Origin of the sequence: Kribbella speibonae, from assembly GCF_004331375.1 — a bacterium.
Classification (GTDB): Bacteria; Actinomycetota; Actinomycetes; order Propionibacteriales; family Kribbellaceae; genus Kribbella; species Kribbella sindirgiensis.
The window spans coordinates 654,067-674,406 of sequence record NZ_SJKC01000001.1 but is presented as its reverse complement, the minus strand read 5'-3'; the positions used below and the strand labels follow the sequence as shown (position 1 = coordinate 674,406).

Sequence of the window (20,340 nt, the reverse complement as noted above, 5' to 3'; positions counted from 1 at the left end):
CTACTCCTTGATGTCGCGGTGGTGTTCCTCGACGACGCGGTACTCCTCCTCGACGGCTGGGTCGATCGCGTCGGTCTCCACGCGCCGGCGGCGGTTGGTGATGTAGAAGGAGAGCAGGATCCCGGCCAGGCCGGCGAGTAGCAGGATGTAGCCGACGACCTGCAGGTTCACGGCGTCCCAGGTGTCGCGGACGGCGAACGCGAAAACGGCGCCGACCACCATCAAGAAGATCCCCACACCGATGCTCATCCGAGCCTCCCAGCGAAGTCCTTTGGCCTACACCTTCGACGGTACCCCTCAGTCAAACAAGTTACTTACTGCCGGAGAGGACGAGTTCGACACGGTTCGGGCCGTCGGGGGTGATGCGGACGGGGACACCCCAGTCCTGGCGGTGCATGTGGCAGGCGGGGAACTCCACCTCGGCGGAGTCGTCGCACGACGCGGCCTGGACGGCCACGTGCAGGACCCCGGATCCGGCGTGTGGGTCGATGACGAGACGGCGTACGAGATCCGTGGAGTCGCCCGCACCCTCGCGGAGCAGGTTGTCCGGCGTGGAGGAAACGAGCAGCCGCGTGGACGGGCCGTAGCGGTTGTCCAGCTTCTGCCCCGGCGGCGGGTTGAAGACGACCTCCAGCGTCACCTCCCCGGCTGCGAGATCCATCGGCGGGCGCTGCGTCCGCGTGCTGAACTCGTCGGCGGTCGCGGAGGCGCCGAGCGGGATCCGCGTCAGGCGGTGCGCAGCCGACTCGACGACGAGCAGCTCGTTGCCCACGACAACGGCACCGCTCGGCTCGGCCAGCCCGGTGGCCATCGTCTCGACGGTCTCGGTCCGCGGGTCATAACGCCGTACAGCGCCGTTGTAGGTGTCGGCGATCGCGACTGACCCGTCCGGGAGGACGGTCACGCCGAGCGGGTGCTGCAACAACGCCTCGCTCGCCTTGCCGTCGCGCAGCCCGAAGTCGAAGAGCCCGGTGCCGACCGCGGTGTGCACCTCGGTGTCGATCCACCGCAGCGCCGAGATCTCCGAATCGGCCAGCCACAGGCGTTCGCCGTCCGCCGCGAGCCCGCTCGTCTGCGCGAACCACGCTTCGCCCAGCGGCCCGTCCTTCAGCCCTTCGTTGGTCGTACCGGCCGCGACCGCGGTCTCCCCGGAGAACGGGTCGAACGTCCACACCTGGTGTACGCCGGCCATCGCGATCCACACCTTGCCGCCCCACCAGGCGACATCCCACGGCGAACTCAGTACGTCGGTCCCGTCGCCGTCCATCCATTGCTTGCCGGTGCCAACCAACGTCGTCACGTGGCCGTCAGCGAGGGACACCCCGCGCAGCGCGTGGTTGACGGTGTCCGCGACCACCACGTCGTACCCGACCTTGGCGGCCACGTCCGACGGAAGGATCACGAGCCCGTTCGGCTCGGAGAAGCTCGCCTCATGGGCCGCGCCATCGGCGAAACCGCGATGCCCCGTTCCGATCCGGCGTACGACGGTGGTCGCGTCGGCGGCGAGCTCGACGATGCTGTGGTTGCCGGCGTCGGCGACCAGGAACCCGTTGTCCACCGCAACGACCTTCGCGGGGAACCGCAGATCGGACGGCTCGGGGGTCGGCGCGACGTACGGCGATTGGCCGCGGGTGAGCGTGCCGGCCTCTTCGTGCTGCACGATCAGCTCGGCCAGCAACGCGTCCAGGGCGTGCTCGTGACCTTCGCCGGAGTACTGCGCGACGACATACCCGTTGGGATCCACGAGAACCAGCGTCGGCCAGGCGCGTGCGGTGTAGTTCTGCCAGGTGATCAACTCCGGGTCGTCTAGCACCGGATGCCCCACCTCGTACCGCTCAACGGCGGCCCGCACCGCCGCCTCCTCCCCCTCATGCGCGAACTTCGGCGAGTGCACCCCCACAATCACCAACGCGTCCCCGTACTTCTCCTCCAACGGCCGCAACTCATCCAGCACATGCAGACAGTTGATGCAGCAAAACGTCCAAAAATCCAGCAACAGGAAACGTCCGCGGAAGTCCGCGAGCGACAACTCCTGCCCTCCGGTGTTCAACCACCCACGACCCTTGAGCTCCGGCGCACGCACATGCATGGTCCCCATTGTCCGCCGCGGCTCAACCGCGGCCGCCACGGGCCCGGCGGGTGAGATCAGCGCGGCAGGATCAAGGTGTCTGTCAGGAGTTTGGCGGTTTTGCGGAGGGTTGCTGGGGAGGAGGAGAGGTCGGTGGCGAGGGTGTAGGGGGTGAGGGTTTCGCCGGGGCCTACCAGGCGGTGGCGGTGGGCGAGGAGCCAGACGATGGCTCGGGGCCAGGTGGAGAGGCGGGCCTTGGCGAGGAGGTCGGGGGCGTCGCGGACCAGGCGTTCGGCGATGTCGAAGGCGTCCGGTGCGTAGGACGTACCGAGGGTTTCGCCGGCCATCAGCCAGGCGTGCGGTGCGAGGACCGAGAGGGTGGCGGCCTGGTGGTTGTCCAGGCCGCGGAGGTCGGGCTGCGGTGGGGAGCCGAGGCCGGCCAAGGCTCGGTAAGCGTCTTCCAGGTCGTTGGTCGCGTCGTCGAGGAAGACCCGCTCGCCGGGTTTCGAGCCGACCGGGTCGATCATCGCGGCGGCTTCCAGCGCCGGCTGCCAGACGTCGACGGCGTCGACCGCCTCGTCGACAGCGTCCAGTGGCAGGTGGGTGCGCTCACCGGCGAACTCGAGCCAGGCCTTCACGACCACCGGGACCGCGTCGAAATAGGTGCTGTCAGCAAGCACCTTGCGCGGCAGCCAGTGCGCGAGGAACAGCTCGACCAGTACGCCGCTGACGCGCTGCGGACCGCCGACGGTGTGGTCGACCGCGTGATCGATCCACAGCCGGGCGATGTCCGCGGCATCGTCGGGCAGACCAACGGCGTACCGCGAGTCGAGGAACTCCTCGACCAGCTGCTCGCGCTGGCGTGGGGTCATCAGCGGGCGGATCGGCGGCCGCACCGGGCGCTCCGGCATCTGGGTCAGCCGGTTCACCAGCAGGCCGGTGAAGAACTCGAAGTCCTCGCTGACCGGCGGATCGTCGTAGTCGCGGGTCTCGCCCAGCGCCTGCAGGATGATGCCGGCCGCGATCGGCGGCCGCACGGTCCGGATCGTCACCCGGCCGCCGCGCTCGTACGCCTCCAGGACGCGGTCCACCGGCGGGCCGACGAAGACGTCCTTGATGATCGCGCCGAGGTTGTTGTCGATGAACACCACCACGGTGTGCGGATGGTGCTCGTCGTCGTAGTCGAGCACGACGCTCAGCCCGTCACCGGTGATGTCCTCGGACACGATCGCGCTGGTCAGCCGGAACCCGGCGATCCGGGTCACCCACTCCGGGACTTCGTCCTGCGTCCGCAACCGGGAGACATGCGCCCGCTGCAGCGGCAGCCGCCCAGCAGGGCCGACGGTCCGCGCCAGGCTGGTCAGCAGGACGAACGACTCGAGGTCGCGGCGCTCGCCGAGCACCCGCGCCGCGTCGGCCCAGAAGAACCGTTCCACCTCGCCGATCTCGTCCGGGAGCCCGGCCGGCCAGAGCTGGTCTGCGAGCATCGCCGCCGAACGCGCCACCGACGCCTCGGCGATCACCGGGTGCAGAGCGGCCGGCACCGCGGCCATGTCGAGGGCAAGCGTTTCCAGCAAGGTCTCGAGCACGGCGACACTCGGCGTGGTGTCGACGTCCACAGCCGTCGGCACAGGCTGCTCACCCGGCTCGGAGCCGACGAGCCGCAGATGGCTGCGCCGTCCGTCCCGTCCACTCGGAGACTTGGTCACCTCCGTGAGATTACCGTCCGCACCCCATCCCCCGCAGACCCGCCAGCGCGCCCTGTGGACAACCCCGCCGTACGACTTTGAGAACCCACCAACCGTTTCCCGAGTGGAAATGTGGTTGGTGGGTTCTCAAAGACGGTGTAGATCAGCCCTTGAGGGCGCCGGCCATCAGGCCGCCGATGAACCAGCGTCCCAGGAGGATGTAGACGAGCAGCGTCGGGAACGACGTGATCAGCGCGCCCGCCATACTCGCCGCGTAGTCGACCTTCTGGCCGCCGGCGAGCGCTGCCAGGCCCAGGGTCACCGGGCCGTTGTTCTGCTGGGTGAGGAACAACGCGAACAGGAAGTCGTTCCAGACCGAGGTGAACTGCCAGATCAGCGTCACCACGAACCCGGAGATCGAGATCGGCAGGATGATCCGGAGGTAGGTCTGGACCAGCCCGGCGCCGTCCACCCGGGCCGACTCGATGATCTCGTTCGGCACGATCGTGGCGTAGTAGTTCCGGAAGATCAGCGTGCAGATCGGCAGACCGTAGATACAGTGCGCGAGGATCAGCGTCGGTACGCCCCGGGTCACGTCCAGCTCGGTGAACGTCGTCCGCAGCGGCAGCATCACCGCCTGGTACGGGATGAACATGCCGAACAGGATGAACGCGAACACGATGTTCGCTCCGGGGAACCGCCAGCGGGCCAGCACGAACCCGTTCGCGGATCCGATCAGCGACGAGATGATCGCGGCCGGGATCGCCAGCGACAGCGACCGGATCATGTACGGCTGCAGGACGTCCCAGGCCTTGCGCCAGGGCTCCAGCGTCCATTCCTTCGGCAGGTTCCACTGGTCGGCAGCCGTGGTGTCACCGGAGGTCTTGAAGCTAGTGATCAGTACGACGTACACCGGCGTCAGCACGAACAGCAGGAACAACAGCAGCAGGATGTACCGCACGGTCCTGCTGCGGCGGGTCGACCCGTCCGCGATCACACCGCGCTTCTGCGGCTTCCGCCGGATCGCCGCGGCGGCGTGGCCGGTGACGTCGGCGGTCTCGGCGCTCATTCCTCGTTCTCCTGCCGGACGGTGTACGCGATGTACGGAATGACCAGGACTGCGACAACTGCCAGCAGCACGATCGCGATCGCGGCCGCCTTGGCCTGGTCGCTGCGCAACAAGGTGTTCCACATGTAGACCGAGGGCACCTCGGTACGGAACTGGTTCGGCCCGGTGATCGCGTAGATCAGGTCGAACAGCTTCAGCGACATGTGCCCGAGGATGATCAGCGCGGACAGCGCGATCGGCGACAACTGCGGGAACAGCACGTGCCGGTACAGCTTGAACTCCGACGCGCCGTCCACCCGGGCCGCCTCGCGCAGCTCCGGCGGAATGCCCCGGAAACCGGCCAGGAACAGCGCCATGATGTATCCGGACAGCTGCCAGACCGCGGGCAGCGCGATGGACGCCATCGTCGTCCATCTACTCCCCGCGGTCCACCACGGATTCTCCAGGAAATTCAGATGGAGGATCTCGAACAACCGGTTCAGGCCGCGTGCGTCCTCGCCCTGGGACGAGTTCAGCAACCAGCCCCAGACCACACCCGAGGCGATCATCGAGATCGCCATCGGGAACAGGTAGACCGACCGGAAGATCGACTCGCCGGGCACGCCCTTCTCCAGCAGCAGTGCCCAGAGCAGACCGAAGATCAGCGTGCCCACGATGAACGCCACCGTGAGCACGCCGAGGTTCTTCAGCGAGTTGATGAACCGTTCCTCACCGAACAGGTGCCCGTAGTTCTCGAACCCGACGTAGTCCGCCGGGCCCTTGCGAGCGGTGTGCCGGTTCGTCAGCGAGGTGTTGAAGGACCACGCGATCAGCCCGTAGACGAAGTACCCGAGCAGCAGCACGGTCGGCAGCAGCACCAGGGCTCCAGGTCCCCAGGTGCGAATTCTTCCGTGCACCGCTCAGTCCTCCAACTCGGATCGGTTCCGCAACTCGACGTGCATCAGCTCGTCTTCATCGCGGTACCGAGTGCGGTCTGCAGCTTCGCGACGTCCTGGCTGCCGCTGAACTGGCTGAGCGCGGACAGGATGTCGTTGTTCTGGCCGAGGGTGCAGGCGGCACCGTGGGCGCAGGACGGGACGATCTTGTCCTTCTTCCAGTCCGCCATCGCCGACTGCTGGTACTTCGGGTAGTCGGCCGGGTTCGCGTCCGAGCGCGCCGGGATCGAGCCCTTCTTGGTGTTGAACGCCTTCTGGCCCTCGGCCGAGCCGACCGTCTTCAGCCAGCACTTCGCACCGTCGGGGTCCGCACCGTTGGTCGGCAGCGTGAACGAGTCGGAGAGGAACTGGAAGTCGCCCGCCGTACCCGGGGACGGCCAGTAGGTGTACGCCGTGTCCGGCACCTTGTCGGCCAACTGCTGCGCGGCGACCCAGTCACCCATCACGAAGTACGCGGCCTGGCCCTTGTTCAGGTACCCCAGCCCGTCCGGCCAGTCGATGTTCTCGCGGTCGGTGTTGGTGTAGCTCAGCAGCTTCTTGTACTTGTTCAGCGCCGCCGTCACGTTCGCGCCGGCCCAGTCGGTCTTGCCGTCGAACAGACCCTTGAAGCTGTCCGGTCCGAGCTCGGCCAGCAGTACGACCTCCATCACCATCTCCTGGGCGAAGCCCTTGGAGATGGCCAGCGGTGCCTTCACACCGGCGGCCTTCAGCTTGTCCATGTCGGCGATCCACGCGTCCACGCTGGCCGGAGCCGTGGCGGCGTCCAGGTTCGCCTTCTTCAAGACGGTCGGGTTCGTCCAGACCACGTTGGCGCGGTGAACGTTGGCGGGGATCGAGTAGATCTTGCCGTCGACGGTCAGGTTGTCGATCAGGTTCTGCGGGAACGCCTTGTCCAGCCCGAAGTCCTTGTACAGCTGGCTGACGTCGTCGACCTGGCCGGCGTCGATGTAGTCCTTCAGCTCCGCACCGGCGTGCGCCTGGAACGTGGACGGCGGCTTACCGGCCTGCAGGTCGTTCGCCAGCACCTGCTTGGCGTTCGAGCCCGCGCCGCCGGCGACGGCGGAGTTGACGAACTTGTAGTCCTTGCAGTCGGTGTTGAACACCGAGACCATGCCGTCCAGCCCGGCCTTCTCGCCACCGTCGGCCCACCAGGTGAAGACAGTGACGTCCTTGTTCGCGGACGAGTCGCCGCCGCTGTCGTCGCTGTTCCCGCAGGCGCTCACCGCGAGAAGACCCGCCGCGCCCACCAGCGCCAGGGTCTTACTCAGACCACCACGCATGATTCACTCTCCGATCAATAGATGGAGCCGCCTGTGACAACGATGCCCCCTTGACGGTGCAACTCTGGGACGGCACGCACCGGGTGTCAACGATCTGCGCAGGCGCGTTGCGCAGCCGTGACCCCGCGCACCTTGACAGTGTGAGAGCGCGCACATTCGTTGTTCGAACGGCCTTCGCGCGCAACTGCGTTGCGCAAACGCTCAGGGACGGAGCAGTACCTTGATCGCCCGCCGCTCGTGCATGGCCGTGTAGCCGTCGGCGACCTCGGCGAGCGGAATCTGCGCGTCGAACACCTTGCCGGGATCGATCGCACCGGCCAGGACGTCGGCCATCAGGTCCGGAAGGTACGCGCGGCACGGCGCCGCCCCGCCGTTCAGGCCGACGTTCCGGCTGAACATCGTTCCGATCGGCACCTCGACCCCGTGCGGTACGCCGACGAACCCGACCGTGGCCCCGGCCCGGGCGACCTCGAACGCGGTCGTCATCGACTGCTTCGTCCCGACGCATTCGAGTACGGCGTCCGCACCGACGCCCCGGGTGAGTTCGAGGACGGCGTCCCGCGCCGCGTCGCCACGTTCGGAAATGATGTCCGTGGCACCGAACTCCTTCGCCAGCTTCTGCCGCGGTTCATGCCGCGACAGGGCAACGACCCGCTCCGCGCCCATCCGCGAGGCCGCGAGTACGCCGCACAGCCCGACCGCGCCGTCGCCCACGACAACGACCGTGTCGCCGGCCTTCACCCGCGCCGATCGCGCCGCGTGCCACCCGGTACCCATCACGTCGGACAGCGTCAGCAGCGACGGGACGAGCGAGTCGTCGGGTACCTCGGGTGTCGCGACCAGCGTGCCGTCGGCGTACGGGAGCTTCACGTACTCGCCCTGGCCACCGTCCGCCTTACCGCTGCCGTACCCGACGAGGTTCTGGCAGGCAGTCTGGTAACCGGCCTGGCAGTGCGGGCAGGTCCCGTCGCTCACCACGAACGGCGCGACCACGAAGTCACCCGGCTTGACCGTGCGGACCTCGGACCCGATCTCCTCGACGATCCCGACGAATTCGTGCCCGATCGGTCGCGGTTTCTTGACCGGATTCTCGCCGCGGTACGGCCATAGGTCCGACCCACAGATGCACGAGGCAACAACCTTGACCACCGCGTCCCCTGGCCCGTCGATCCTCGGGTCCGGACGATCTTCCAGCCGTACGTCGAACGCTCCGTGGATCACTGTGGCTCGCATGAAGCCCAGGTTAGATCGTCACGTACCGTCCGCGGCGGTGGACCAGGGCCGGTACGTCGTCCGCGGCGAACTCCACGTGAGCGATCTCGAGTTGCACCTGCACGCCCCATCCCACTTCAGGTGGGTCGGGGTCGACGAGGGTGCAGCCGGCCCAGGTACTGACGCCGACGGGCACTGGGCCCCAGGCGGTGTCCGTCCAGTCGATCATCCGGAACGGTCCGCCTGGCGCGGGGGCGACGTACCCAAACGCGTCGGCCAGTTGGCGGTGCGGTTCGCCGAGCAGCGACACCACCGCGGTCCTTGCCTCCCGCAACGTTTCCCACAGGTCCGAGTCCGGGTCGAGCAGCCCGATCACGTACCCGGGCTCGCCGTCGGCCACCAGCATCGACGACACCGTGAGCCCGGCCCGCTTCCCGTCGTACTCCGTCGTCCACAACCCGACCGGCGACGCCAGCCGTCCTCGCAACCGCCGTACCGGACTCCGCTCGGACTCCGGCGGAAGGAACGGGTGGTCACCGTGAATGGTCACGGGGCCACGGTAACCCTCCCTGGAAGGGTGAAGGTGTCGATGGGGTGCAGGGTCAGGCCGCTGGAGCCGTGGACGGACTCGATCGCGCCGTCGGCGTCGAAGGTGAAGCGGTACGACTCGCCGTACGAGCCGTAGCCGTTGCCGCCGGTGACGCGGAGGGTGTCGCCGTCCGCCTCGAGCGGCTGCGGCTCTTCCGCCGGGTTCGGGCCGGACGGGTCGGTCGCGTAGAGGCGGCCGCCGATGACGACGAAGTCCGTGACACCCCACAGGTTCGCGAACCGGCCGGTGAAGCGGGCGAGGTCGCCGTCACCGCGGTCTTTCGACGCGGCGAGGTCGAGGAGCCTGAACAGACCTTCCGCGAGCTGCGACGCGGGCCCGTCGATCGCGTTGGTCAGCACCGAGACGACGATCCGCTGCTCGGGGTCGACGAGGGTCCTGGTGATGTGGCCCGGGTACCCGCCGCCGTGGCCGAACACCTCCCGCTCGCCCACCTTCGTGACCGCGAGACCGAGTCCGTACCGCGCCTTCTCGTCCGCCCCGGTCGTCCACAGCGGGTGCTGCATCTCGCGCTTGGACTTGTCCGACAGCAGCCGGTTGTCACCGGGCAGGTGCGCGGAGAAGTACGTCACGAGGTCGCGCGCGTTGCCGAAGAACCCGGTCGCCGAGGCCAGCGCGCGGGTGTCGACGTGCTCGATCGGAACGCGCGTGTCGGCGTACGCCAGCGCGCTGTACCCGGCGGCGTACTCGTTCAGCCGGGCCGGATCCAGTTCCGGACCGAGGCCCGACAGCCCGAGCTTGTCCACGATCGCGGTCTGGACGTAGGAGTTGTACGGCGTACCGCTCGCCGCCTCGACGACGAGCCCGAGCAGGCCGTAGCCGATGTTCGAGTACTTGAAGCGCTCGTTCTCCGCGATCACGGCCGACGACTCGGCCCGCAGCACGTCGAGCAGCTGATCGCGGTCCGGGAAGGCTGTCGACAACTGCCACCAGTTCGCGTCGAGGCTGTCCCGGGTCACGCCGCCGGCGTGCGCGAGCAGCTCGCGGACGGTCCGCTCGCCCACCGGCGTACCGACGATCTCGGTGACGTGCTGCGACGCCCTGTCGTCCAGCCGCAGCCGGCCCTGCTCGACCAGCTGGAGGATGGCGGTCCCGGTGAACGTCTTCGAGTGCGAGGCGATCCGGAACAGGTGCTGGTCGGTCAGCGGTACGTCGTTCTCCACGTCCGCCAGCCCGTACGACGCCGAGAACGCGATCGCGTCGCCGGCGTACACCGCGACCTGGACGCCAGGCACCCGCTGATACCGCTGGTTGAACGCCAGCCAGCTGTCGTAGTAGGCGAGTGCCTCGGTCAGAGTGGCGGCGGATTCCAGATCATCAGGCATGACGCCTAGATTGAATGACTCGGAAGCGACTCGCAACGTATGCGCCGTCGGTGTATGTCGCGTTGGCGGCCGGGTTCGCACCGGTGCCGTGGAAATCGCTGAAAGCAGCCGATTGATTGACGAACACCTGGCCGGTCAGGTTCTCGGACAGCGCGACGCCGGCGTCCAGGGCCGCGTCCCGGGCCTCGTCCAGGACCTTGGAGTCGGTCGAGTAGATCCCGGCGGTCATCGCGCCGCCCTCGGTGACGGTCGAGCGGAACAGGTCAATCGATTGCGCGGTGTCGGCCGTCTTGACCAGGAACGAGACCGGGCCGAAGCACTCGCGCCCGTACACCTCGGCGTCGTCGGCGTCGATCGCCACCAGCAGCGGCGTACGGACGACCGCTTCCGGGAACGCAGGGTGCTGGATCGCGCGGGACTCGAGCACGACGTCGCCGTACTCCGGGGCGAGGTCGAGGCGGCTGATCACGGCCTGGTTCACGATGCCGCCGAGGATCTCGACCGCGCGGGCGTCGTCGCCGAGCAGCTTGCTGATCGCCGTGGCGAGTGCGGCGCCGACCTCCTCGAAGGACTTGTGCCCCTCGTCGGTCTCGATCCCGCCGGCCGGGACGAACAGGTTCTGGGTGGTGGTGCACATCTGGCCGGAGTACAGGCTCAGGGTGAAGGCGAGGTTGTTGCAGAGCGCCTTGAAGGAGTCCGTGGAGTCGATGAGGACCGCGTTCACGCCGGCCTTCTCGGTGAAGACCGTCGCCTGGGTCGCGTTCTGCTCCAGCCACTCGCCGAACTCGCTGCCGCCGGTGAAGTCGATCAGCTTCACCTCGGGCCGGGTCGCCAGCGGCTTGGCCAGGCCGTCGCCGGCGCGCTCGGTGGCCAGGGTGACCAGGTTCGGGTCGAAACCGGCCTCGGCGAGCACCTCGCGACAGACCTCGACGGTGATCGCCAGCGGCAGCACGGCCAGCGGGTGCGGCTTCACGACGACCGCGTTCCCGGTGACCAGCGAGGCGAACAGGCCCGGCCAGGAGTTCCAGGTCGGGAACGTGTTGCAGCCGATCACGAGCGCGACGCCGCGGCCTGTGACCGTGAACGTCTTCTCCATCCGGATCGGGTCGCCCTTGGCCGGCTTCTCCCAGGTCGCCGTCGCCGGGTAGCGGCCCATCTCTTCGTACGCGTACGCGACCGCCTCCAGCGCCCGGTCCAGCGCGTGCGCGCCGCCGGCCTGGAACGCCATCACGAACGCCTGACCGCTGGTGTGCTGGACCGCGTTCGCGAGCTCGAAGATCCGCTTGTGCAGCCGGTCGAGGATCTCCAGCGTGACCCCGGTCCGCCCGTCGATCCCGGCCCGGCGCCAGTCCGCGAGCCCCTGCTGCGCGGCGGCGAGCAGCTCGTCCAGACCGTCCTCGACGACCCGCGGGTACGAGACGTCCAGCGCGATCCCGTACGGCGACTGCTCGGTGACGACGGTGCCGCGCGATCCGGGGATCTCGAGCGCGTACGTCGTACCGAGGTGGGCCTCGAAGGCCGCCTTGCCGTCGGCCGCCGCGGTCTCGCCGTACACCCGGGGGCTCGGGGACTCCGGGAACGCGGAGTGGTAGCCGCGGTCGTGGATCGCCTTCAGCGCACCGTTGAGGCGCTCGCGGTGGGAAGAGAGCAGGTCTGCGGTCATGAGGGCGATGTTACAGTCGTTGACGCGATTCGTACTAGGGTGTCACAAGGCTCTTCTCGATTGGGCAACGCATGGACGACTTGGCGGCGCGCGTGGCCGCGGCGATGTGGGCGGAGGACACCGCCAGCGCCGGGCTGGGTATGCGGCTGGTGGCGGTCGGCGAGGGTACGGCGCGGCTCGAGATGCCGGTGCGCGAGGACATGGTCAACGGGCACGGGATCGCGCATGGTGGATTCGTGTTCTGTCTGGCCGACTCGGCGTTCGCGTTCGCCTGCAACTCGCGCAACCAGGTCACGGTCGCGCAGGCGTGCGACATCGTGTTCGTCGCCCCGGCGCACCGCGGCGACCTGCTGGTCGCCGAGGCCCGGGAGCGGACCAGGTTCGGCCGGAACGCGATCTACGACATCACGGTCACCCGCGACGACGAGGTGATCGCCGAGTTCCGCGGCCGCAGCCGCCAACTGTCCGGAACCATCCTTTCGGAGGAAACACATGAGTCGTGAGGCGTTTCTCGTGGACGGCGTCCGGACGCCGATCGGGCGGTACGGCGGTGCGCTCGCCATGGTCCGCCCCGACGATCTCGCCGCGCACGCGATCTCGTCCCTGCTGAACCGGACCGCGCTGGACCCGGCCCGGATCGACGACGTGATCCTCGGCTGCGCGAACCAGGCCGGCGAGGACAACCGGAACGTCGCCCGGATGGCGGTCCTGCTCGCCGGGCTGCCGGACTCGGTCCCGGGGACGACCATCAACCGGCTCTGCGGATCGGGCCTGGACGCGGTCGCGTCCGCCGCCCGGTCGATCATTGCCGGGGACAACGAGATCGTGGTGGCCGGCGGCGTGGAATCGATGTCGCGGGCGCCGTTCGTGATGCCGAAGGCAACGACCGCGTTCGCGCGGCAGGCGGAGGTCTTCGACACCACGATCGGGTGGCGGTTCGTGAACCCGGCGCTGAAGGCGCAGTACGGGATCGACTCGATGCCGGAGACGGCCGAGAACGTGGCTTTCGAGTTTGCGATCAGTCGCGAGGACCAGGATCTGTTCGCGTTGCGCTCGCAGCAGCGGGCCGCGAAGGCGCAGGCGAACGGGCGGCTGGCTGAGGAGATCGTCTCGGTCGACGTACCGGGCAAGCGCGGAGCGGTCACCGTGGTTGATACCGATGAGCATCCGCGCGAGACCTCCCTCGAAGCGCTCGCGGGTTTGAAGACTCCGTTTCGATCGCCCGGGACTGTTACGGCCGGGAATGCGTCCGGGGTGAATGACGGAGCGGCTGCCTTGCTCGTGATGAGCGGGGAGGCCGTGGAGCGGTACGGCGTGACGCCGCTGGCGCGGGTCGTGGGGACGGCGGCAGCCGGCGTACCGCCCCGGATCATGGGGATCGGACCGGCGCCGGCGACCCGGAAGTTGCTCGAGCGCACCGGCGTCGCGTTGTCCGACATCGACGTGATCGAGTTGAACGAGGCGTTCGCGGCGCAGTCGCTCGCCGTACTGCGGGAGCTCGGTCTGCCCGACGACGCCGAGCACGTGAACCCGAACGGCGGCGCCATCGCCCTCGGCCACCCACTGGGGATGTCCGGCGCCCGCCTCGCACTCACCGCGGCCCTGGAGCTTTGCCACCGCGACGCCAGGTACGCACTGGCCACCATGTGCATCGGCGTCGGCCAGGGCATCGCGACCCTGCTCGCCCGTCCTTAGGAGTCGTCATGCTGGGTGATGCCTGCCCGTTGGAACTGCGCGACGCCGGCGAACAGCTGTCCGTCGACGAACTGCGGTCCCGTCAGCTGTCGTTGCTGCAGGCAACGGTACGCCGGGCCTACGAGAACGTCCCGCACTACCAGGCCGCGCTGGACTCGGTCGGCTTCAAACCCGGTGACCTGCAGTCGTTGGAGGATCTTTCGCGGCTGCCGTTCACCGCGAAAAAGGACCTGCGCGACAACTACCCGTTCGGCATGTTCGCGGTGCCCAGGACCGAAGTGGTGCGGGTGCATGCTTCGTCCGGGACCACGGGGCAGCCGACGGTGGTCGGGTACACCCGACGTGACCTCGACAACTGGGCCGATCTGATGGCGCGATCGATCCGCGCGGCCGGTGGGCGCGCGGGCGATGTCTGTCATGTCGCCTACGGGTACGGGTTGTTCACCGGCGGACTGGGCGCGCACTACGGCGCCGAGCGGCTCGGGTGCACCGTCGTACCGGTCTCCGGCGGGATGACCGAACGGCAGGTGGACCTGATCCGCGACTTCGGCGCCCGGGTCATCATGGTCACGCCGTCGTACTTCCTCTCGATCGTCGACGAGATGGAGGCGCGCGGCCTCGACCCGCGGGACACGTCGCTGCGGATCGGGATCTTCGGCGCCGAACCGTGGACCGAACAGATGCGCACCGAGGTCGAGGAACGCACCGGCATCCACGCCGTCGACATCTACGGCCTGTCCGAGGTGATGGGTCCGGGCGTCGCGCAGGAATGCGTGGAGACGAAGGACGGCCTGCACATCTGGGAGGACCACTTCTACCCGGAGATCATCGACCCGGTCACCGGCGAAGTCCTCCCCGACGGCTCCGAAGGCGAACTGGTCTTCACCACACTGACCAAGGAAGCCTTCCCGGTACTCCGCTACCGCACCCGGGACCTGACCCGCCTGCTCCCCGGAACGGCCCGCCCCGGCCTGCGCCGGATGGAAAAGATCACCGGCCGCACCGACGACATGATGATCGTCCGCGGCGTCAACGTCTTCCCCACCCAGATCGAAGAACAGATCCTCCTGGTCGAAGGCCTCACCCCGCACTACCTCTGCATCCTCACCCGCCCCCACCGCCTGGACGAACTAACAGTCCAGGTAGAAGGCGCCCCGGGTTTCACCGACCCCACCACAGCCGCCACCACCCTCGCCCACCGAATCAAAGACCGAGTAGGCGTCACCGCATCCGTCGAGGTCCTCCCACCCCACGCCCTGGAACGCTCCCTCGGCAAAGCCAAACGCATCAGAGACGACCGCCGCTAGCCGAGGGTTGGCAGCTCGGTCTGGGGGTCCTGGGGGCGTGCCTTGTGGAAGGCGGGTGGGCGGATGTGGGGGCGGACGAGGGCTTCTACTTCGAAGTCTTCGAGGTTGAACTTGGTGGCGATGTCTCGGTAGGGGGTGCCGGTGCGGATCTGGGTGATGACGTCTTCTACCTGGACGTCGTCCACCATCGGGCGGCCGTGGGAGCGTTCGGGGTCCACGATCACGTCGATGTCGTGGTAGATCACGAGCCGGAGCGTTCCGGCGTACCCGTCGTCGGACCAGCCGATCGCGGCCGAGCCGCGGCGAAGGACGCCGGGGAATCCGCCCTGGCTGTCGCGGATCCGTTCCCAGCCCTGTTCGCGGCCCTCGGCGGCGATCTCGACCAGCAGATCGCGGCCGTCGTGGGCGAGGCCCGACCAGGCCAGTGGATAGCGGCGGCCGGCCCGGGAGCGCAGGGCGATGGCGGCTTCACCGATCGCGTGCAAGGACAGGCCGGTACGACGCAGGTGCCGGAGCATGTGCGTCTCGACCAGACCCGCGAACGTGATCGTCGGCTCGCCGCGGCTCCCGCTGCTCGCCTCCAGCGCTCCCGACCGCAGCCAGTCCCCGAGCGTCGTGGCCGGCAGCCCGAGATGCAGCGCGGCCTCAGCCCGCGTGTACAAGGGCAGGTCGAACCGTGGATCCACGTCTCACCCCTCACCAAAGGCGGTCGCCGACGCACCGAGCATGCCACCCCACCAGCCGACTTTGGGAACCCACCAACCACTTTCGCCCGCCGAAAATGGTTGGTGGGTTCCCAAAGTGGGCTGTACGGTGCGCGCACATGACCGACGTACGACGCCCTCCGCTGACCGGTGACGAGCGCACGCAGTTGATCGGATGGCTCGATCTGCAGCGTTCCTTCGTCCGGATGAAGTGCGCCGGGCTCAGCGAAGAAGATGCCCATCGCAAGGTTGTGCCGACCTCGCCGTTGATGACCCCGGCCGGACTGGTCGCGCATCTGCGCTGGAACGAGTACTCCTGGTTCCAGCTCAACGTGATGGGCGTGCCCGACACCGGACAGACGCCGTGGACCGAGGGCGGTCACCCGGACGCGGAGATGCTCGTCGACGATGTCCCGATCGCCCAACTGCTCGACGAGTACGACGCCGAGTGCGCGCGCTCCAACGAGACGATCGCGGACCTCTCGCTGGACACCGTCGAACAGGGTCCGTACGCCGGCAAAGGTGAAGCCGCCTCACTGCGGTACGTGCTCTGCCACATGATCGAGGAGACCGCTCGGCACGTCGGTCATCTGGACATCATCCGGGAGCTGATCGACGGCGCGACGGGGTACACCAAGCTGGGCTGAGAGTCGAGGGCGGTGACCCGGTTACGCCCGGGCCGAGGGGTGGATAGGATGTCCGGCATCTGGCACGGGGTAGCGACAAGAGGTGTGATGAGGGAACCCTCCGTACGCCGTTATTCCGGGCGGTCAGTCGAGGAGTGGAAGGCCGCGCGCCGGGAACGGCTACTGGCTGCCGCGCTCGAACTCTTCGGGACCGAAGGATATCCGGCGACATCCGTGGAACGCCTGTGCACACAGGCGAAAGTGTCCACGCGGCACTTCTACCACGAGTTCCAGAACAAGGAAGCGGTGCTCCTCGCGGTGCACGCGCAGGTGATCGAGACCGCGGTCCGGACCACCGGGGACGCGCTCCGCCGGACCGCCGACCGGCCGGTCCGGGAGCGGATCGCCGCGGCCGTCGACTCGTACCTGCGCACCATCATGGCCGACCTCCGGCAGGCCCGGATCTCGTTCGTCGAGGTGGTCGGCACCAGCCCGGCGGTCGAGGAACAGCGGATCGCGTTCCGGGAGCTGCTGATCCGCAACGTCCAGGCCCTGGGCGACTCCGCGGTCGAGCGCGGCGAGATCAAGCGCAAGGACTTCCGGTTCCTCGCGCTGGCATTCTTCGGCGCGGTGAACACCGTCGTCTACGACTGGATGCTCGCCGACCCGCGCCCACCGGAGCAGAACGTCCAGCAGTCCCTCCGCGACCTGGCGGTCCAGCTGATCACGGCTTAGTCCACGAAGCGCTTCCGGAGTTCGGCGACCGCGTCGACGCGGGTCAGGGCAGCGCCTTCGCCGTACGCCGTCTCGTACTGTTCGTTGCCCAGGGCATCACGGAGGCCGTCGACGAGACGTTGTACGTCGGCGTCCGGGATCGCCCGCATGCCCTTGATCGCGGCCGCGAGACCGAGCGTGCGGGCAGCGACCGCCAGCTCGGCTGTGCGGTTGCCCGCGGCCGCGACGAGCGCGTCCGTCGCAGCTTCGACAACGGTCGCCGCGACCGGCATGTCCTCCGTGCCGAGCGCCAGCTGGATCGCCTCGCGGCCGCAGCGCTGCGCCTCCTCGACATCGCCGGTGGCCGCGTAGATCCGGCTCAGCTGCGACAGGAGTGCGGCCAGTCCGTGCGGTGCCACGTGCTCGGCCGCGAGGTCGAGCATCGAGTAGCCGCGCTCCGCCAGCTCCTTCGCCTCCTCGAAGCGACCGGTGCGGTGCGCCAGCCGTGCGAGCCCCATGTACGCCATCGCCTGCCCGCCACGCGAGCCGGTCTCCTCGGACAGCCGCAGCGCCTGCTCCAGATCGGCGCGGGCACCGTCGTGGTCGCCGAGCTCGGTCCGGCTCATCGCGCAGCCGCCGAGCAGTTGCGCGACGCCTTCCGTCGTACCGAGCTCCTCGACCAGCCGGAGTGCCTCGGTCAGTGACTCCAGTGCCTGCGCGTGCTCACCGTTGCTGGCCTGGTAGCCGGCGAGTCCGCGCAGCGCCATCGATGTACCGAAGCGGTCGCCGAGCTCGCGGAAGCCCTCGAGCGCGATGGTGAGGTTGGCCGCCATCTCGTCGACCTCGCCTTCGTTCTCGCGGAACATCGCGCCGGTCATCACGCCCATGTTCCGGATCCACGGATCCGGATGCCGGCCCGCGGCCTCGAGCTCGGCGAAGCAGGTCGCCTTGTCCCGCCGGATCGCCGCCCACACCGCGTTGGTGAACAGGCCGATGCCGGAATCGACAAGGATCCGGTGCCGCCGGGTCATCCAGCGGACCGTGGCGAGTCCGCGGATCATTTGCCGGAACGACGTGGCCGGGTCCTCCTCGGTGGACATCCGGCCGAGGGCGAGCAGGTACAGGGCCTCGGCCTTGTCCAGCGGAACGCTCTTGCCCGGTACGGCGAGGGCTGCCTGCATCCAGCTGACCGCTTCGGCCGGGCGGCCGCTCATCGTCCAGTACTCACCCAGTACGGCGACCATCTGAACGGCGACCCGCGCCGACCCCATGTCGATCGCTGTCCGGAGCGCGTCGATCAGGTTTTCGTTGTCGGCGGTCAGCCGGGCGATCCACTCGATCTGCTCACCAGTCCGCAGCTTCGGCCGTGCCTTGCGGAGCATGCGGCTGAAGTACGTCGTGTGCGCGTGCCGGAAGCGGTCGTACTCACCTGAGGCCTTCAACTGCTCGGCGCCGTACGCACGAACCGTCTCGAGCATCCGGTAGCGCACGGACCGTTGGTCGGCCGCCGCCTCGACAAGTGACTTGTCCACAAGGGATGCGAGGACGCCGAGCACGGACTCCGGCGGGATGGTCTCGTCGCTGCAGATCTGCTCGGCCGCCTCGAGCGTTGCGCCGCCTGAGAACAGTGAGAGCCGCCGGGCGACTGCCTGCTCGTCAGGGTCCAGCAGGTCCCAGCTCCACTCCACCACAGCCCGCAGGGTCTGGTGACGAGGCAGTGCGGTCCGGGAGCCGCTGGTCAGCAGCCGGAAGCGGTCAGCGAGCCGGTCCACGATCTGCGGCGGGTTGAGCGCCCGCAGCCGAGCTGCCGCGAGCTCGATCGCCAGCGGCATCCCGTCGAGCCGCCTGCAGATCTCGGCGACCGCCTCCCGGTTGGCGTCGGTCAGCTGGAAGTCAGGACGTACGGCGCGGGCGCGGTCGACGAACAACTGCACCGACGGGTACTCGTCGGTGGGCGCGTCCTCCGGGGGCATGCCGAGCGGGCCGACCGGATGCAGGTGCTCGCCGGGGATGCTCAACGGCTCACGGCTCGTGGTCAGCACCCGCAACCGCGGACAGGAGGCGAGAAGCGAGTCGACGAGTCCTGCGACCTCCTGGACCAAGTGTTCGCAGTTGTCGAACACGAGCAGGATGCGACGGTCACCGATGACCTCGACCAGTCGCAGCGTCGCAGCCCGGCTGGTCGGGATGTGCTTGGGCGCGAGGCGTGCGGGGGCCATGTCGACGTACTCGCTGGCACCGAGGGTGGACAGGACCGCAGGTGCCACGTCGGCCGCGTCACCGAGTGGTGCGAGCTCTACGAACCAGATGCCGTCACCTGACTGGCCTACCAGCGTTCTACCGGTCTCAGTGGCCAGTCTGGTTTTGCCGGCGCCGCCTGGTCCGACCATGGTCACCAGACGGGTCCCGTTGCTCAGCAGCCGGGTCAGCTCCGCGACGTCCTCACGGCGGCCGACGAAGCTCGTCAACGGCGCACGCAGGTTGCTGCGGGGCGCTACCGGCGCTGGTACAGAGGCTGTCTTCGCAGTCGGGTCTACCGCGTCACCCCGCAGCACCGAGACGTGAAGGTCGCGGAGACGGGCGCCGGGGTCGGCTCCCAGTTCGTCAGCCAGCGTGGTGCGGACACGTTCGTACGCCGCCAACGCTTCCGCCTGGCGGCCGTCGGCGTACAGGGAGCGGATGAGGAGCTCGTGCAGGCGCTCGCGGAGCGGGTGGGTGACGGCGAGCTGTTCGAGGTCGGTGATCAGGTCGCGGGCGTGACCGCAGCTGACGGCGGCCTCGGCCTGGTCCTCCGAGGCGGCGAGTCGCAGCTCGGCCAGCCGGTCTGCCTCGACAGCGGCGAATGGGAGGTCGCGCAGGTCGGTGAGGGCGTCGCCGCGCCACAGCTTCTCGGCCTGCGTGAGGAGCACGTGCGCCTGCTCCGGGTCGGACGTGAGGAGCGCACGCCCCCGCCGTACCAGCTCCTCGAACTGGAGGGCGTCGACACAGTCCGGGCCGATCGTCAGCGTGTAACCCGCTGGGCCGGACTGGACGGAGATGCTCGACTCGGTGGCCGGCAGGCCGGCCCGCAGACGGGACACGAGCGACTGCAGCGCGTTCGCACTCGGAGCCTCACTGCCCCACAGCCCGTCGACCAAGGTCTCGACGCTGACCGGCCGGCCCGCGCTCAACGCCAGACGGGCGAGCAATCCGCGCAGGCGGACCCCGCGGATGTCGAGCGGAGTCCCATCGGCCGCCCACATCGCGAGAGGCCCAAGCACCGCTATGCGCACCCCACCAGCCTCGCACATCCGCCCGACCAAACACCCGTGCCTTTTGTCATTCCGGCGGCCTAGAGGGTGTCTGGGGGCTCTGCACCGTCGCGAGCAGGTGCTCGGCGGAGTGCAGCGCAAGGCGGAGGAAGGGGCTCGGAGTGGGGTTCTCCGTGCCCCTTCCTCCAACGCGGCG

Annotated in this window: 17 protein-coding genes; 5 read left to right on the top strand and 12 right to left on the bottom strand. The window is 68.6% G+C overall.

Going from position 1 to position 20,340, the window contains the following annotated elements; genetic code table 11:
* From E0H92_RS03435 to paaN, 10 genes are all read right to left on the bottom strand, one after another.
* Positions 1–249, bottom strand: coding sequence for a DUF6458 family protein (locus E0H92_RS03435; protein ID WP_131495350.1), 249 nt, complete (start codon positions 247–249; stop codon positions 1–3).
* A gap of 61 nt (positions 250–310) precedes the next feature.
* Complete coding sequence (locus tag E0H92_RS03430; RefSeq protein WP_131495349.1) at positions 311–2,089, bottom strand: NHL domain-containing thioredoxin family protein; 1,779 nt, start codon at positions 2,087–2,089, stop codon at positions 311–313.
* A 56-nt stretch (positions 2,090–2,145) separates the two neighbouring features.
* Positions 2,146–3,777, bottom strand: coding sequence for a hypothetical protein (locus E0H92_RS03425; RefSeq protein WP_238173298.1), 1,632 nt, complete (start codon positions 3,775–3,777; stop codon positions 2,146–2,148).
* Between the two features lie 142 nt (positions 3,778–3,919).
* Positions 3,920–4,825: a carbohydrate ABC transporter permease gene (locus E0H92_RS03420; RefSeq protein ID WP_131495348.1), complete on the bottom strand. Its 906-nt coding sequence runs from the start codon at positions 4,823–4,825 to the stop codon at positions 3,920–3,922.
* The gene (locus E0H92_RS03415) at positions 4,822–5,721 is read right to left on the bottom strand and encodes a carbohydrate ABC transporter permease (RefSeq protein WP_131464420.1); all 900 of its coding nucleotides are present in this window, start codon (positions 5,719–5,721) and stop codon (positions 4,822–4,824) included. The genes E0H92_RS03420 and E0H92_RS03415 overlap by 4 nt, the downstream gene beginning before the upstream one ends.
* A gap of 44 nt (positions 5,722–5,765) precedes the next feature.
* On the bottom strand, positions 5,766–7,040 hold the full coding sequence (locus E0H92_RS03410; protein ID WP_131464417.1) for an ABC transporter substrate-binding protein: 1,275 nt from the start codon (positions 7,038–7,040) through the stop codon (positions 5,766–5,768).
* A 201-nt stretch (positions 7,041–7,241) separates the two neighbouring features.
* Entirely contained in the window at positions 7,242–8,273 is a 1,032-nt protein-coding gene (locus E0H92_RS03405; protein ID WP_131495347.1) for a zinc-dependent alcohol dehydrogenase family protein, read from the bottom strand.
* 10 nt (positions 8,274–8,283) lie between these two features.
* On the bottom strand, positions 8,284–8,802 hold the full coding sequence (locus tag E0H92_RS03400) for a flavin reductase family protein (protein ID WP_131495346.1): 519 nt from the start codon (positions 8,800–8,802) through the stop codon (positions 8,284–8,286).
* Positions 8,799–10,184 carry a serine hydrolase domain-containing protein gene (locus E0H92_RS03395; RefSeq protein WP_131495345.1) on the bottom strand — a complete coding sequence of 462 codons (1,386 nt, stop codon included), beginning with the start codon at positions 10,182–10,184 and terminating at the stop codon, positions 8,799–8,801. The genes E0H92_RS03400 and E0H92_RS03395 overlap by 4 nt, the downstream gene beginning before the upstream one ends.
* Positions 10,177–11,847, bottom strand: coding sequence for a phenylacetic acid degradation protein PaaN (paaN, locus tag E0H92_RS03390; RefSeq protein ID WP_131495344.1), 1,671 nt, complete (start codon positions 11,845–11,847; stop codon positions 10,177–10,179). Before paaN ends, E0H92_RS03395 begins: the two co-directional genes overlap by 8 nt.
* Positions 11,848–11,918: 71 nt before the next feature.
* Between paaN and paaI the strand changes: the two genes are divergently transcribed.
* From paaI to paaK, 3 genes are read left to right on the top strand one after another with little or no spacing between them, the layout of a single operon-like run.
* A complete protein-coding gene (gene paaI, locus E0H92_RS03385; protein WP_131464402.1) occupies positions 11,919–12,350 on the top strand; it encodes a hydroxyphenylacetyl-CoA thioesterase PaaI in 432 nt (143 codons plus the stop codon).
* Entirely contained in the window at positions 12,340–13,542 is a 1,203-nt protein-coding gene (gene pcaF, locus E0H92_RS03380; protein ID WP_131495343.1) for a 3-oxoadipyl-CoA thiolase, read from the top strand. The genes paaI and pcaF overlap by 11 nt, the downstream gene beginning before the upstream one ends.
* A gap of 8 nt (positions 13,543–13,550) precedes the next feature.
* Complete coding sequence (gene paaK / locus E0H92_RS03375) at positions 13,551–14,849, top strand: phenylacetate--CoA ligase PaaK (protein WP_131495342.1); 1,299 nt, start codon at positions 13,551–13,553, stop codon at positions 14,847–14,849.
* Here the strand turns inward: paaK and E0H92_RS03370 are convergent.
* Positions 14,846–15,535, bottom strand: coding sequence for a hypothetical protein (locus E0H92_RS03370; protein WP_131495341.1), 690 nt, complete (start codon positions 15,533–15,535; stop codon positions 14,846–14,848). The two genes, paaK and E0H92_RS03370, sit on opposite strands and share 4 nt — an antisense overlap.
* A 137-nt stretch (positions 15,536–15,672) precedes the next feature.
* On the opposite strand from E0H92_RS03370, the gene E0H92_RS03365 reads away from it, so the two are divergent.
* Together E0H92_RS03365 and E0H92_RS03360 are read left to right on the top strand one after the other, a co-directional pair.
* Positions 15,673–16,200, top strand: coding sequence for a DinB family protein (locus E0H92_RS03365; protein ID WP_131495340.1), 528 nt, complete (start codon positions 15,673–15,675; stop codon positions 16,198–16,200).
* 87 nt (positions 16,201–16,287) lie between these two features.
* Entirely contained in the window at positions 16,288–16,914 is a 627-nt protein-coding gene (locus E0H92_RS03360; RefSeq protein WP_131464389.1) for a TetR/AcrR family transcriptional regulator, read from the top strand.
* Here E0H92_RS03360 and E0H92_RS03355 read toward each other — a convergent pair.
* The gene (locus E0H92_RS03355; RefSeq protein ID WP_165549679.1) at positions 16,911–20,153 is read right to left on the bottom strand and encodes an AfsR/SARP family transcriptional regulator; all 3,243 of its coding nucleotides are present in this window, start codon (positions 20,151–20,153) and stop codon (positions 16,911–16,913) included. The genes E0H92_RS03360 and E0H92_RS03355 overlap by 4 nt on opposite strands.
* Between the last annotated feature and the right edge of the window lie 187 nt (positions 20,154–20,340).